Origin of the sequence: Rhodococcus sp. MEB064 (genome assembly GCF_000834565.1) — a bacterium.
Taxonomy (GTDB): domain Bacteria; phylum Actinomycetota; class Actinomycetes; order Mycobacteriales; family Mycobacteriaceae; genus Rhodococcoides.
The window spans coordinates 48120-62260 of sequence record NZ_JXQS01000031.1; the positions used below are offsets into that span (position 1 = coordinate 48120).

At 68.4% G+C, this 14141-nt stretch carries 13 protein-coding genes and 1 pseudogene; 3 read left to right on the top strand and 11 right to left on the bottom strand.

All coding sequences use genetic code 11. The features are described from left to right. Positions 1–49: 49 nt before the first annotated feature. On the top strand, positions 50–1387 hold the full coding sequence (locus tag RU01_RS14925) for a DEAD/DEAH box helicase (protein ID WP_042575380.1): 1338 nt from the start codon (positions 50–52) through the stop codon (positions 1385–1387). On the opposite strand, the gene RU01_RS14930 is transcribed toward RU01_RS14925, so the two are convergent. After that, a complete protein-coding gene (locus tag RU01_RS14930; RefSeq protein ID WP_042575359.1) occupies positions 1367–2641 on the bottom strand; it encodes an MFS transporter in 1275 nt (424 codons plus the stop codon). The two genes, RU01_RS14925 and RU01_RS14930, sit on opposite strands and share 21 nt — an antisense overlap. 107 nt (positions 2642–2748) lie before the next feature. Here RU01_RS14930 and RU01_RS14935 point away from each other — a divergent pair, with 107 nt between their 5' ends. Both RU01_RS14935 and RU01_RS14940 read left to right on the top strand, forming a co-directional pair. Next, complete coding sequence (locus tag RU01_RS14935) at positions 2749–4737, top strand: ATP-binding cassette domain-containing protein (protein ID WP_197074786.1); 1989 nt, start codon at positions 2749–2751, stop codon at positions 4735–4737. Continuing rightward, the gene (locus tag RU01_RS14940; RefSeq protein ID WP_042575360.1) at positions 4734–5465 is read left to right on the top strand and encodes an energy-coupling factor transporter transmembrane component T family protein; all 732 of its coding nucleotides are present in this window, start codon (positions 4734–4736) and stop codon (positions 5463–5465) included. The genes RU01_RS14935 and RU01_RS14940 overlap by 4 nt, the downstream gene beginning before the upstream one ends. A gap of 3 nt (positions 5466–5468) precedes the next feature. Here the strand turns inward: RU01_RS14940 and RU01_RS14945 are convergent, their stop codons facing one another. The 10 genes and pseudogenes from RU01_RS14945 to RU01_RS23210 form a co-directional block, all read right to left on the bottom strand. Continuing rightward, a complete protein-coding gene (locus RU01_RS14945; protein WP_042575361.1) occupies positions 5469–5900 on the bottom strand; it encodes a type II toxin-antitoxin system Rv0910 family toxin in 432 nt (143 codons plus the stop codon). A gap of 66 nt (positions 5901–5966) precedes the next feature. Then, positions 5967–7604 (bottom strand): solute symporter family protein, encoded by a 1638-nt coding sequence (locus tag RU01_RS14950; protein WP_042575362.1) that lies wholly within the window; start codon positions 7602–7604, stop codon positions 5967–5969. Next, complete coding sequence (locus RU01_RS14955; protein WP_042575363.1) at positions 7601–7966, bottom strand: DUF485 domain-containing protein; 366 nt, start codon at positions 7964–7966, stop codon at positions 7601–7603. The genes RU01_RS14950 and RU01_RS14955 overlap by 4 nt, the downstream gene beginning before the upstream one ends. 132 nt (positions 7967–8098) lie before the next feature. Then, positions 8099–9832, bottom strand: a complete 1734-nt coding sequence (locus RU01_RS14960; RefSeq protein ID WP_042575364.1) for a sodium/solute symporter — start codon at positions 9830–9832, stop codon at positions 8099–8101. Next, positions 9832–10185, bottom strand: a complete 354-nt coding sequence (locus tag RU01_RS14965; RefSeq protein ID WP_042575365.1) for a hypothetical protein — start codon at positions 10183–10185, stop codon at positions 9832–9834. Before RU01_RS14965 ends, RU01_RS14960 begins: the two co-directional genes overlap by 1 nt. Before the next feature lies 1 nt (position 10186). After that, positions 10187–10975, bottom strand: a complete 789-nt coding sequence (locus RU01_RS14970; RefSeq protein ID WP_042575366.1) for a LytR/AlgR family response regulator transcription factor — start codon at positions 10973–10975, stop codon at positions 10187–10189. 89 nt (positions 10976–11064) lie between these two features. After that, positions 11065–11322, bottom strand: a complete 258-nt coding sequence (locus RU01_RS14975) for a DUF3297 family protein (protein ID WP_042575382.1) — start codon at positions 11320–11322, stop codon at positions 11065–11067. Positions 11323–11490: 168 nt separating this feature from the next. After that, on the bottom strand, positions 11491–12735 hold the full coding sequence (locus RU01_RS14980; protein WP_042575367.1) for a hypothetical protein: 1245 nt from the start codon (positions 12733–12735) through the stop codon (positions 11491–11493). After that, a complete protein-coding gene (locus RU01_RS14985; protein WP_442970533.1) occupies positions 12732–13895 on the bottom strand; it encodes a sensor histidine kinase in 1164 nt (387 codons plus the stop codon). The genes RU01_RS14980 and RU01_RS14985 overlap by 4 nt, the downstream gene beginning before the upstream one ends. Next, positions 13892–14141: pseudogene (locus RU01_RS23210) on the bottom strand (lipase family protein); the annotation flags it as partial. The pseudogene RU01_RS23210 and the gene RU01_RS14985, both read right to left, overlap by 4 nt.

Below are 14141 nucleotides of genomic sequence, written 5' to 3' on the forward strand. Positions count from 1 at the left end.
CGCTCCGCAATCGGAGTGCTCAGATGCCCGAAAGGCACTCGAACTCTTCATGACTTCTCTCTCCTTCGCCGACCTCGGCGTCAGTGACCGGATCGTCCGCGCTCTCACGGGTGCCGGCATCGCGTCACCGTTCCCCATCCAGGCCGACACACTTCCCGACACGCTGAAGGGTCGCGACGTTCTCGGTCGCGGAAAGACCGGCAGCGGAAAGACTCTCGCGTTCTCCATCCCCATGGTGTCGCGTCTCGGCGACACGTTCTCGGGTGTCCGCAAGCCCAACCGTCCGCGTGGACTCGTCCTCGCTCCGACGCGTGAGCTCGCGACTCAGATCGCTGCAGCGCTCGAGCCGCTCACCATGGCGACGAACCTCCGTGTCACCACCATCTTCGGTGGCGTCTCGCAGGCCCGTCAGGTCACGGCGCTGAACCGCGGCGTCGACATCGTCGTCGCCTGCCCCGGTCGCCTCGAGGACCTGATGAAGCAGCGTCTGGTGACACTCGACGACATCGAGATCACCGTCCTCGACGAGGCCGATCACATGGCGGACCTGGGATTCCTTCCCGGCGTCACGCGCATCATGAAGGCCACCCCGTCCCACGGTCAGCGCATGCTGTTCTCCGCGACGCTGGACAACGGCGTCGACAAGCTGGTCAAGCAGTTCCTGACCGACCCGGTGCAGCACTCGGTGGACGAGGAGAACTCGCCCGTTGCCGCGATGACGCACCACATCTTCGAGGTGGGCGGTGTCGACGGCAAGAAGGCCCTCGTCCAGCGCCTCGCGTCCGGCGAAGGCCGCCGCATCCTGTTCATGCGCACCAAGCACCAGGCGCGCAAGCTGGCTCGTCAGCTGACCGAAGCCGGTATCCCGTCGGTCGACCTGCACGGCAACCTGTCGCAGGCTGCTCGTGACCGCAACCTCGCCGCGTTCTCGACCGGCGACGCACGCGTCCTCGTCGCCACGGACGTCGCAGCCCGCGGCGTGCACGTCGACAACGTCGAGCTGGTCGTCCACGTCGATCCGCCGGCCGAGCACAAGGCGTACCTGCACCGCAGTGGCCGTACCGCTCGCGCAGGCAGCGCCGGTGACGTCGTCACCGTCGTTCTGCCCGAGCAGCGTCGCGACCTGGCGGTCCTGATGCGCAAGGCCAAGATCGATGCGGCACCGCAGCGTGTCACCGTCGACTCCCCCGCCGTGCAGGACCTGGTCGGCGCGGTGGCGGCGTACGTCAAGCCCGTACCGAAGGAAACCGCACCGGCTCCGAAGCAGGGGCAGCCCGGTCGCGGACGCTCCACCCGCGGCGGACACGCAGGCAACTCCACCGCGAGCTCCGGCCGTCGTCGCCGCCCGCAGACCGCGCGCAGCGAATCAGCCGGTTACCGGGGCTGATCGCCGAGCGATACCGACGCTGAGCACCGCCGCCACGACGCAGAGACCAGCTGCGCCGAACCAGGCGGCGGTGTATTCACCGGTGGCATCGCGCACCATGCCTGCCACGACGGACGCGATGCCGGCACCGACCTGGTGGGATGCGAACACCCACCCGAACACCAGCGGTCCCTGCGTGCCGAACACCTCGCGGCACAGGGCGATCGTCGGGGGAACCGTCGCGACCCAATCCAGTCCGTAGATGACGATGAACACCACGATCGACGGGTGCAAGGCGTCGGAGAGCAGCGCAGGCAGGAACAACAGCGCCACTCCTCGGAACGCGTAGTACGCGCCGAGCAGCACCCGTGGATCGACCCGATCGGTGAGCCATCCCGATCCGATGGTGCCCACGATGTCGAAGATTCCCACCACGGCCAGCAACCCTGCCGCCGTCGTCTGCGGCATTCCGTGATCGTGGGCGGACGGAATGAAGTGCACTCCCACGAGGCCGTTGGTGGTCGCGCCGCAGATCGCGAACCCCACCATCAGCGCCCAGAACGTACGGACCGACGACGCATCTCTCAACGCCTTCAGAGCACGCACGGCCGGATTGCCGGTCACGACCACGGGCGTGGGGGCTTCGGTCGCTCCGTACGGCAGCTCCCCCACCTCCGCCGGGGAGTCCCGCAGGAAGAGCAGCACGAACGGGACGACGACCAGCGCGCCCGCAGCGACGACGAGTGACGCCGTACGCCACCCCGAGTTCTCGGCCAACACGGCCACGACGGGCAGGAAGATCAGCTGCCCGGTCGCGGATCCTGCCGTGAGGATGCCCGAGACCAGTCCGCGTCGGCGAGTGAACCACCGGTCGGTCACCATCGCCGCGAACACCAAGGCCATCGATCCCGTCCCGAGGCCGATGAGCAGACCCCATGTGAGCAGGATCTGCCACGGCGACGTGACGAAGACGCTGAGAGCGCTGCCCAGAGCTACGACGGTCAGTGCGACGGATGTCACGGTGCGGATGCCGAAGCGGTCCATCAACGCCGCGGCGAACGGCGCGGTGAGCCCGAACAACAACAAGTTGATGCCCACCGCGGCGGACAGCACGCTGCGCGACCAGCCGAACTCGTCGGTGATGGGGACCATCAGGACGGACGGAGCAGCGCGGAATCCGGCCGCACCCAGCAGCGCCAGAAATGCCACCGCAGCGACGATCCACGCGCGGTGGGTCCGCCGCGGACGCGCCGCGACGACGGGCTCGAACGTCATGAAGCTCTCTTTCGGCGAACACGAACCGGACACACCGGTGGCACACTCGAGGAGTGAGAGGCAGAACGGCCACAGGTCGCGGTAGGAGCACGCTACACCCGGACGAAATGGCGACCGGATCGGTGATGACGGCTCTCGCTGTCGCGTTCTCGGTGATCGGTTCGCTGATCCCTGTCGCCGGGGCCCTGCAGATCGTGGCGATCGTTCCCCTTGCCGTCGTGGCACAGCGGCACCGGATCCGTGCCCTGGCCGTCGCCGGGACGGCGGGCGTTCTCGTGTCCTTCGTCGCAGGCGGGTTCGGCACGGCGCTCACCATGACGGTGTCCACTGTCCTCGCGGGCATCGTGGGGGTCAGCGTGCGGCGGGGCCGGGGCTTCGGTTCCGTGCTGACTCTGTCCCTGGTCGCCGGGGCCGTCGTCGGTGGGCTGTCCGTCCTGATGTTGCTGCTTCTCAGCGGTCTCCGCGAACTGTTCCTTGCCGTCCTGGAGAACTCGATCCGAGGAAGCGCGGACATCGTCGGCACATTCGCCCCCGCCGAGGACGTGGCCACCGCGGTGGCCGACTACGTGTCGTTCGCGCTGGGGTACTGGTGGATTCTCGTGTTCGTCTCGGGCATGATCTCGACGGCCGTGAGCGGCGTCGTCGCGTGGTGGGTGCTGCGCGCCACCCTCACCAGGCTCGGCCAACTCGAGACCCGCGGCGAGCTTCCGGATGTCGTCGACATCGATACCACTGCGCCGCAGCCTGTTCCGGTCCGCCTGACCGGCGTGACGTTCCGCTATCGCGGCGCGCAGGACGACGCCCTGGGGCCACTGGATCTGACGGTCGTACCGGGCCGCTTCGTGGCCGTCGTCGGCGCCAACGGGTCCGGCAAGTCCACTCTCGCCCGCATCCTCGTGGGCGCCGAACCGACGGGCGGCCAGGTCGAGCGGTACGGGCGCACCGGACTCGGGCTGGTCGGCGGGACGGCCATGATCCTGCAGCACCCCGAAGCCCAGATCCTGGGAACGCGCGTGGCCGACGACGTCGTCTGGGGACTGCCGACGTCGTCCCGTCCGACTCCCGAGCGGGTGGAGGAACTGCTGACCGAGGTGGGACTCGCCGAATACGGCCTGCGGGACACCGGAAGTCTGTCCGGCGGGGAACTGCAACGACTCGCCGTCGCCGCCGCATTGGCACGTGAGCCGAAGCTGCTGGTCGCCGACGAGGCCACCGCGATGATCGACCCGCAGGGACAACGGGAGCTGGTCGAGCTGTTGGCCGCACTTCCGCGTCGTCACGCGATGGCCGTCGTGCTGATCACGCACCGGGCCACCGAGGCCGCCCTCGCCGACGACGTGGTTCGGCTGCACCGCGGCCGACGCGTCATGCACGACCCCACCTGGATGTCGTCGGCGCCGTTCGCCGGGACCGCGCCGTTTCCTGCTCCGGGACCGCCGCAGCTGGTCTTGCGCGGCGTGGGACACGTCTACAACCGCCGCGGCCCGTGGGCGACGCGGGCGCTGCAGAACGTGGACCTGACAGTGCATCGCGGCGAGGGGCTGCTGGTCATCGGCGGGAACGGCTCGGGGAAGTCGACCCTCGCCTGGATCATGGCGGGTCTGACATCACCGACCGAGGGCACGTGCGAGCTGGCCGGCAAGTCCACCTCGTCGTCGATCGGCACCGTCGCCCTGTCGTTCCAGCACGCTCGTCTCCAATTGCAGCGTCGCACGGTGTCCGAGGACATCGAGGCTGCCGGCGGTAGCGATGTGGGCACCATCGACGTCAGTCGAGTGCTCGACCAGGTGGGATTGGATCGACGTCTCGCCGGTGCACGCATCGACGAGCTGAGCGGCGGACAGATGCGCCGAGTCGCCTTGGCCGGACTTCTGGTGGGCAAGCCCGAGATCCTGGTGCTCGACGAACCGCTGGCCGGGCTCGATCCGCCGGGGCGCCGCGAGATCACGGCGCTGCTCGCGCATCTTCGACGAACAGGACTGACGCTGGTGATCATCTCGCACGACGTCGACACCCTCGCGTCCGTACGCTCGCGCACCGTGACTCTCGACCACGGCACCCTGCAGGTCGAGTCGGCTGCCGGAGTGATCCGATGAGAGGCACGCTGCTCCGCGAACTCCCGACCGTGAGCCCCGTCCACAAGCTCTGGGCCGGAACGAAACTCGTAGCGGTGACGCTGCTCGGCGGATCGTTGGTGGTGTACCCGACGTGGGCGATGCTCGCCGCCGTGTCGACGGTGCTGCTGCTCGCCGCACTGGTCACCCGCGTGCCCGTGTTCGCCGTTCCGGTGCCGCCGTGGTGGCTGTGGGGTCTGGTCGCGTTCGGCGCGGCAGTCAACCTGGTGGTGGGAACGGACGCCGTGTGGGTCTACTTCCGCGGCATCCTGTTCGGAGTCGTCCTGCTGTGGGCGACATTGACCGTGGCGTGGACGACGGCGATGGCCGACATCGCGCCGGCCATCGCCACGCTGCTCTCACCCCTGCGCAGAGTCGGTGCGCCCGTGGACGAGTGGGCCGTGTCGATGGCCCTGCTGCTGCGCGCACTGCCGATGCTCGTCGACGACGTCTACACGTTGGTGGCCGCACGACGCCTGCGCCCCCGCAAGACCACGCGCAGCGGGAAGACGCAGGACACGTTCCTGGTCGACATCATGGCGGCCATCATGTCGGTCGCGATCCGCCGGTCGGCGGACATGGGCGAGGCCATCGCCGTCCGGGGTGGCAGCGGCAGCATCACGTCGGGTCGGCGGCGGCCGGGTGTGTCCGACGCCGTCGCCCTCGTCCTGGTGATCGCCGCGTGTGCGACGGGCGTCGTCCTGTCCTGAGGCTCAGGCGAAGACGGTGACGAACGTGTCGACCGACTTCTCGATGTCACCCTTGAGTGCCCGGGCCACACCGGATCCGACGGGACCGAACAGCGGCGCGCCGCCGAGGTCGATGGTCATCTTCAGCTCGCTGCCGTCGGACTTCTCCGTGACCGACAGCTTGAGCGACACCTTCACGCCGCCCTTGCCGGAGCCCTTCAGCTCGAGCTCGCGGGGCGGGGAGTACTTCTTGACGGTCCACTGGACGCGGTTGCGCATCCCCTTGACCGACACGACGGACGCCATCTGCGTGCCCTCGGTCAGCTGCTCGGGCAATTCGCCGCGCCACCCGTCGTGGATGCTGAGCCACTCCTCGTATCGCGTCAGGTCGGACGCGCCGTTCCAGGCCACCTCCGCGGACAGAGGAACGATGCGGACCACTTCGAGTTTCGCCACCGCGTCAGACTAGCCGGTGGGTGTGCTCGTAGTGGCCCGCATCGCGATCGGACTGTGGTCGAGATGTCAGTGAGCGGATGCCTTCTCGGCGCCGACGCCCGTCATGGACCGCACCTCCATCTCGGCCGCCTTGTCGGTGCTCTCGTTGTCCTTCGACGTCAACGTTCCGACGATGCCCAGGATGAAGGCGAGCGGGATCGAGACGATGCCGGGGTTGGACAGCGGGAACCATGCGAAGTCCGAGCCCTTGATCATCGACGTCGCCGAGCCGGACACGGCCGGGGAGAAGATGATGAGCAGGATCGTCGAACCCAGTCCGCCGTACATGCTCCACAGCGCACCGCGCGTGGTGAAGCGACGCCAGAACAGCGAGTACAGGATGGTCGGCAGGTTCGCGGCTGCCGCCACAGCGAAGGCCAGGGCGACGAGGAACGCGATGTTCTGGCCGTTGGCCAGGATGCCGCCGCCGATGGCGAGGACACCGATGACGACCGCGGTGATCCGGGAGACCTGGACCTGCTTCTTGTCGTCCACCTCGCCCTTCTTGATCACGCTGGCGTAGATGTCGTGGGCGAACGACGCCGAGGCGGTGATCGTCAGACCCGCGACGACCGCGAGGATGGTCGCGAACGCCACTGCCGAGATGATGCCCAGCAGGATCACGCCGCCGAGTTCGAACGCGAGAAGCGGTGCGGCGGAGTTCTGTCCACCGGCCGCGGCGAGGATGCGGTCCGGGCCGACGATGGCCGCTGCGCCGTATCCGAGCACCAGGGTGAAGAGGTAGAAGGCACCGATGAGGGCGATGGCCCACACGACGCTTCGACGAGCTTCCTTGGCGGTGGGGACGGTGTAGAAGCGCATCAGCACGTGCGGGAGACCGGCCGTACCGAGCACCAGGGCGATACCGAGCGAGACGAAGTTCAGCTGCGAGGTGGCCGAGCCGCCGTACTGGGCGCCGGGAGCCAGGACATCGCGTGCTGCAACGGTTTCCGCAGCGGAGTCACTGACCATCGACTGCGCGCTGCCGAGGATCTCGGACAGGTTGAAGCCGAACTTGGCCAGCACCAGAACGGTCATCAGGGCGGCACCGACAATGAGAAGTGCAGCCTTGATGATCTGCACCCAGGTGGTGCCCTTCATGCCGCCGACGAGGACGTAGACGATCATCAGGATGCCGACGACGGCGATGACGATGGACTGACCGGTGCGGTCGGAGATGTCGAGCAGCAGAGCGACGAGGCCGCCGGCGCCGGCCATCTGCGCCAGCAGGTAGAAGAACGACACGGTGAGGGTCGACAGTGCGGCCGCGGTGCGGACCGGGCCCTGCTTGAGACGGAAGCTCAGCACGTCGGCCATCGTGAACTTGCCGGTGTTCCTGAGCATCTCGGCGACCAGCAGGAGCGCGACGAGCCACGCCACCAGGAAGCCGATGGAGTAGAGGAAGCCGTCGTAGCCGTAGACGGCGATTGCTCCGGCGATGCCGAGGAAGCTTGCTGCCGAGAGGTAGTCGCCGGCGATGGCGACACCGTTCTGCGGGCCGGAGAACCCGCCACCTGCGGTGAAGAACTCCGCCGAGGTGGCGTTCTTCTTGCTGGCCTTGATCACCACGGCCATCGTCACCAGGACGAAGACGCCGAAGATCGAGATGTTGATCAGAGGGCTGCCGACGGTCTCGGCCTGGGCGGCTTGCGCGAGGAAGCTCATGTCAGGGGTCCTTCGAGTTCTTCGCGAATCTTCGCGGCGCGGGGGTCGAGCTCACGGTTGGCGAACTTCACGTAGATACCGGTGATCGCGAACGTCGTGACGAACTGGGCGAGCCCGAGCAGCAGGCCGACGTTGATGTTGCCGAACACGGTGGTGGCCATGAAGTCGTGGGCGTAGGCCCCGAGCAGCACGTACACCGCGTACCAGATGAGGAAGAAGGCTGCCATGGGGAAGACGAAGCCGCGCAGGCGCTTCTTGAGTTGCTGGAACTCCGGGGAGGCCTGCATCTCGACGAAGTCCTGAGGAGAGGGCGTGCGGGCGGCGGGTGGTGTGCCCGGCGGGGTGGGTTGTGCGGTGGTCACGGGTGCTCCTACGTGTCGGGAGATACGCCGATGACGGTAATGAGACCGCGATCACACGGATAGTACGTGGCGTCGATCACACGCCGAGCAGCGCGCCCGTGCGCCGAACGGTCGGCGGAGTGGGACGAACGGTTACTGCTTGCGCAGCCGCTCCACACCCAGCCCGAGACGTTCGGGTGCGTGCATGGCCGACATGATGCGGCCGATGTCCACCGGGACGGACGAGCGCGTGGCCCACGAGACCGCCACCATGACGGCGAACGCGAGCGGCACGCTCACCGCAGCCGGGTAGCCGACGATCGCGGCCACCCATCCGCCCAGCCAGTCCTCCGAGGCGCCTCCGAGCACCGCGACGGAGGCGGCGCCGGTGGACACCGCTCCCCCGACGATAAGGCCGGCCGCGGCGCCGGCAGCCGTGAGCCCACGCCACCAGATACCGAGCACCAGCAGCGGACACAGGGTCGACGCGGCGACGGCGAACACCAGGCCGACCGTGCGCGAGAGATCGAGGGTCACCAGGCCCACGGACAGCAGCAGCGGCCCGGTTCCTGCGACGACCGCGGCGATACGGAAGTCGCGCACCCGGCCGCGGAGAATGTCGGTGCTGAGCACTCCCGCGATCGTGACCAGCAGTCCGGACGACGTGGACAGGAAGGCCGCCATGGCACCCGCGGCGACGAGTGCCGCGAGGAGGTGTCCGGGCACACCGTCGATGGCGGCGGACGGCAGCAGCAGCACCGCGGCATCCGAGGCGCCGGTGATCAGCAGCTGCGGCACGTACAGCCGGGCGAAGACCCCGAGCACCGTCGGGAAGAGGTAGAAGACCGACAGCAGTCCCACCACCGTCAGTGCCGTCCATCGCGCCGCCGGCCCGTCCGGGTTGGTGTAGAACCGCACCAGCACGTGCGGGAGTCCCATCGTCCCGAGGAACGTGGCCAGGATCAGCGAATACACCTGGTACAGCGGGTAGGGACCCCCGAACCCGTTGCCGGGAGCCATCCAGTCGGACCCCTCGACGGGGGCGCCCGCGACGACGGGGACGGGTGATCCCGCGTCGAGTTCGAGCACCGTGCCGGACAGCAGTGTGTGATCGCCGGCGGCGAGCGTCGTCGGCCCGTCCACACGAGCGCCGTCGACAGTGCCCCGCACCACGACGGGAAGAGCTTCCTGCACCTGCACGACGACGTCGGTACTGATGTCGACCGTGGTCGCGGTGTCGACGGAGGGCGGTGCGGGAGTGCCCATCTCGCGAGGGTCCTGGACGAAGTGCACGGCCAGAACCAGGGCGGGCACCGCCACTGCCGTCAGCTTGAGCCAGTACTGGAAGGCCTGGACGAACGTGATGGACCGCATGCCGCCGCCCACCACGTTCAGGATGACGATGACGCCGATGATCGCGGCGCCGGCCCAACTCGGCACTCCCAGCAGGATGTTGAGCGTGAGACCGGCGCCCTGGAGTTGCGGCACGAGGTACAGCGCGCAGACTCCGGCGACGACGAGCATGGCCAGCGTGCGCAGACGCGGTGATCCCAGCCGGAACTCGGCGAAGTCCGGCACGGTGTAGGCACCGGACCGGCGTAGCGGCGCGGAGACGAACAGCAGCAGCCCGAGGTAGCCGGCCGTGAACCCCACCGGGTACCACAGCGCATCGGCACCGTACTTCGCGATCAGTCCGGCGACTCCCAGAAAGGATGCGGCGGACAGGTATTCACCCGATACCGCAGCCGCGTTCCATCGCGGCCCGACGCTGCGGGACGCCACCAGGAAGTCGGAGGTGGTGCGCGCCAACCGGACTCCGTACGCACCCACCGCGACCGTGGCCACCGCGGAGGCCACGACGGCCAGCAGGGTCGGGATGGACAGCATCAGTCCTCGACCAACTCCGTGAATTCCTGCTCGTTGCGCTCCGCCGACCGTACGAACCTGTACCCGGCGACGAGCAGCAGCGGATAGGACCCGACCGCGAGCAGCCACCAGGGCAGACCGATTCCCAGAACCTGGACCGCTCCGGCAGCGGGGGCTAGTACCCACACCACCGGGACGATGCCGAGGAGCAGGACGACGACGGCCGCGGTCCGCAGAGCCAGTGCGAGCTGAGTGCGGACCAGACCGTTGATCATGGCCTCGCCGACCTCGGTCTGCTCCTGCACCTCCACGCGGGTGCGCACGATCCGCGCTCCCCGGCGCTGCGCCAGCACGACCTTCTCCCGACCGGCCATGTCAGGAACGCTGCTGCCCGGCCAGGGCCGCCCGCGGTCCCCGGACGAGGCGGTCCCGCAGCTCCCGCGTGTGGCGCCGACTCACCGGCAGCTCGACGGGCGCCGAACCGGGCGCGCCGCGTAGCACCACCACCAGCCCGGATCCGACCGTACGGGTGCCGCCGACCTGCGCGACCGAGACCAGGAACGAGCGATGCACGCGCAGGAAGCCGTGATCGGCCCATCGGGCCTCGAGTGTGGACAACGCGATACGCACCAGGTGCGTCCCGGTGGCGGTGTGCAGACGGGCGTAGTCGCCCTCGGCCTCGACCCACAGCACCGTCGACCGCGGAACCATCGTCGTGATCCCCCCGAGTTCGACCGGGATCACGTCGTCCTGGTCCATTCGGGCGGACGTGCTCGGAGCGGCACCCGATCGCTTGTCGACGACGCGTCGCACGGCCGCGGCGAGCCTGTCGTCGCGCAGCGGCTTGAGGAGGTAGTCGACCGCGCCGATCTCGAACGCGGCGACGGCCCGGTCGTCGTGGGCGGTGACGAAGACGACCGCGGGCGGTGACGCGAAGTTGCTCAGCACCCCGGCCAGTTCCATGCCGTCGAGACCGGGCATGTCGATGTCGAGGAACACTCCGTCCATCGGTGAGTCCCGCAGGATGCGCAGCGCGGTGGTGGCATCCGAAGCACCCTCGACCGTTCCGACGGCTGGGTGTTCGCGCAGCAGGAACATGAGCTCGTCGAGCGCGGGTCTCTCGTCGTCGACGGCCAGCAGGCGCAGTCCGGTTTGCTCTGTCACAGTAAGACGATCGTGCCACGGCGACGCCGAGCGCGGATGCGGTTACACCGAGTCAGCGAACGTGGACAGCCGTCGGTTGCCGACGTCCGCTATTTCGCGCCGCGGAAATATGGTTCGACGGTGCCCTTGAGCTTGACGAGCATCGGATTTCCGTAGCGATCCTTCGCGGTCGGGACTTCGACACGGACCCAACCATCAGTCACGTTGTACTCGCGAACACTTTTCTTCTCGACGCCGTTGAAGCGAATACCCACGTCCCGGCGCAACACCTCTTCATCGTAGAAAGCGCTGCGTGGGTCGATCGACAGGTGATTCGGTGGCACGTCTGCGTTCTGGTCCTCGGGCATGATCACTTCCGTTGGCGGCGACGATGTCGGATGCGTGGGTCAGCTCTCGAGAAATATACGCGACCCCTGACCGCTGGTGGGGCAGTGTGCTTCTACGGCGTACTCGAGCGTCCGGTCGCCGTCGGGACCAGTAACGGTGACCTCGTAGGCAACCGGGGATTAAGCAGCTCAGGTAGGGCGCCGCAGCACAAGCCCCAGTCCGATCCCGGCGAGTATCACCGAGCCGACGGCCACTCCCGTCGAGACCCAAAGATCCGCGGTCGGTGAGAACGTCGCGGTGTCGACCTCGGTCAGCGGCGTGTAGGCGGTCCATCCATAGGTGACGATCATCGGAACCGTGATGGCGACCGGGACCGCCAGGCCGACGGTCGACGAGGACGCCATCGTCGGTGTGATCGCGGTGAAGACGTACGCTGCGGCAGCAGGGAGCACGGCCAGGCTCGCGGCGAAAGCGATGTTGTCCAGCGGCGGGCGGTCCAGTAGCGCGGTCACGCAGACGACGGCGAGGACTGCGATACCCGTGATCGGCCGCTTCCAGCGCACCCCGAGGCCGACTCCGACGGCCACCGCGATGACACTCCCGAGGATGAATCCGTACGTCCACGCCGGGCTGCCCACGTCGAGGCCGATGCCCGACGACGTGGACGTGGCAGCCAACACCGCGGTCCCGGCGAGTACCGGGGCTCCGGTACGACCCGGCATGAGAGCTGCTGCGACGAGGAGCACCGGCACGGCGAGGATCCCGAAATAGTAGATGCCGTTCGTGCCCCCGCTCGAGTCGTACAGCTGGCGAAGGAACAACCAGTGGGTCAGCAGACCGCACAGCGGTATCATCAGCACAGCGAGCAGAAGTCGGCCCGAGCGCTCGGCGGGTGGAACGGCCGCGAAAGGTCGTCGACACGACCCCACGACGATCAGGACAGTGAGCGCCGCCAGCACGGGCACGATGACAGGGGTGCTGCGCTCCGCCTCGGTGAGGTAGTCGGTGTACCGCTCCGGCACATCGGTCTCGAGTGCGTCCCACGCGCCGGCAGTGAGCAGGCCGACCAAGAACCCCGCCACGAACATCGGCTGCCATCGCACACCGGAGAGTGAGACTGACAGCACCGCAGCGCATCCCAGCAGAATGCTGCCCGCGACGACCGCGACGTACTCGTACGAAGACTGTGCGAGCAGGACCGCCGACAGGCCGGCCGTGGCCGCCGACATGGCCACGAGCGTGGCCACGACGACCCGTCCCCGCGCGAACATCGCCACCAGGGACCCGGCGATCACGGCCGCCGCGAGAACGCCGCCCCCGCTGGCGAGCAGCACCCCGACGCCCGACGAGTCGCCCGTGATGTCGAGCCCACCGGACTGCGACAGCAACACCGCCGCCAAGAAGCTCGACAGCAGAACAGCGAGCGCGCTCACGCCCTGATCCCCGAGCGGAACTTGGGAATCCTCATGCTGACTTTCGTACCCGAGTCGGGCGCTGTCTCGACCACCAGCCCGTAGTCGTTGCCGAACGCGGCGCGCAACCGGTCGTCGACGTTCGACAACCCCACGTGCACGCCGTCCTCGGACCCCAGGTCACCGGTGCGGAGCAGCTCCGGATCCATGCCGACCCCGTCGTCCTCGACGCTGATCGCGGCATCCGTACCGGCGTCAGCGGCGACGATCGTGATGCGTCCGCGACCTCGCCCGGCGACACCGTGGCGCACCGCGTTCTCCACCAGTGGTTGCAGAGCGAGGAACGGCAGGATCACCCCCAGGACTTCGGGCGCGATCTGCACGGTGACCTCGAGAGAGTCGCCGAACCGTGCGCGTTCGAGCGTCAGGTACCGGTCGATGTTCCGCAGTTCGTCCGACAGGACCGTGTACTCACCGGCCGACCGGAACGAGTACCGCGTGAAGTCGGCGAACTCCAGGACCAGCTCGCGCGCACGGTCCGGATCGGTGCGGACGAACGACGCGACCGTGGTCAGCGCGTTGTAGATGAAGTGGGGGCTGATCTGTGCGCGCAGAGCACGCACCTCCGCACGGTCGAGTCGGGCGCGGCTGGCGTCGAGCTCGGCGAGTTCGACCTGCTCGCCCACGTAGCGGGCCACCTCGGTGCATGCGCCGAGCAGCCCGGGCCCGGGCTCGTCGAGTGTCACCACGCCCAGTACGCAGACCACCCCGGCGCCCGGCGTCAGGACCGGTTGCACGACGAGCGATCCGCCCGGTGCGGTGGTGGTGCGGACGAGGACTCGCCGTTCGCTGTCGACGGCTCGCCTGGCGGTGTCGAGGAACGTCGACTCGAGTCCCTCGACCGGGCCGTCGTGTCCCAGCATCGTTCCGTCGGGACCGGCGATGATGACCGCCCGGGCGCCGGTGAGGGTGCGCAGGTGAGGCGCCGCCTCGGTGGCCGACGCCTCGTCGAGACCGCGACGGAGTGGGCGCGCGGCCAGCGACGCGGTGTGCAGAGCAGCGTGCACGGCACGTTCTGTGGGCGTGGTCAGGGGCCTCGTACCCCGGCGGGTGATGACGACGACGGCCCCGGCAACCAGGGCCGCCATGGCGATCAGCACCACTGCCGTCGTGGCGGTCACGGCAGTTGGTCACACGTGTTCGTCGGTGCGTCCCCGAGGAAGCGCTGGGTGACCCAGTCGATGCCCTCGATGTTCGCGGCGGAGTCGGCGTGGCCCTGGTCCGCGCGGACGCGGAAGTCGATGGTGTCGCCCAGCGCGCACGCCGCTCTGGCGGCAGCTTCGGTCCACTGCGGAAGTATCAGGTTGTCCCGCGATCCCACCAGGACCATCATCGGAGCGCCGGCAGCCTTCTTCGGAAGAGCGTTG

Coding starts and splice junctions, on each gene's coding strand:
- RU01_RS14965 (WP_042575365.1), bottom strand. CDS start 10,185: ATGGCCGGTCGGGAGAAGGTCGTGCTGGCGCAGCGCCGGGGAGCGCGG.
- RU01_RS14975 (WP_042575382.1), bottom strand. CDS start 11,322: ATGCCCGAGGACCAGAACGCAGACGTGCCACCGAATCACCTGTCGATC.
- RU01_RS14940 (WP_042575360.1), top strand. CDS start 4,734: ATGAGAGGCACGCTGCTCCGCGAACTCCCGACCGTGAGCCCCGTCCAC.
- RU01_RS14950 (WP_042575362.1), bottom strand. CDS start 7,604: ATGAGCTTCCTCGCGCAAGCCGCCCAGGCCGAGACCGTCGGCAGCCCT.
- RU01_RS14930 (WP_042575359.1), bottom strand. CDS start 2,641: ATGACGTTCGAGCCCGTCGTCGCGGCGCGTCCGCGGCGGACCCACCGC.
- RU01_RS14960 (WP_042575364.1), bottom strand. CDS start 9,832: ATGCTGTCCATCCCGACCCTGCTGGCCGTCGTGGCCTCCGCGGTGGCC.
- RU01_RS14925 (WP_042575380.1), top strand. CDS start 50: ATGACTTCTCTCTCCTTCGCCGACCTCGGCGTCAGTGACCGGATCGTC.
- RU01_RS14935 (WP_197074786.1), top strand. CDS start 2,749: ATGGCGACCGGATCGGTGATGACGGCTCTCGCTGTCGCGTTCTCGGTG.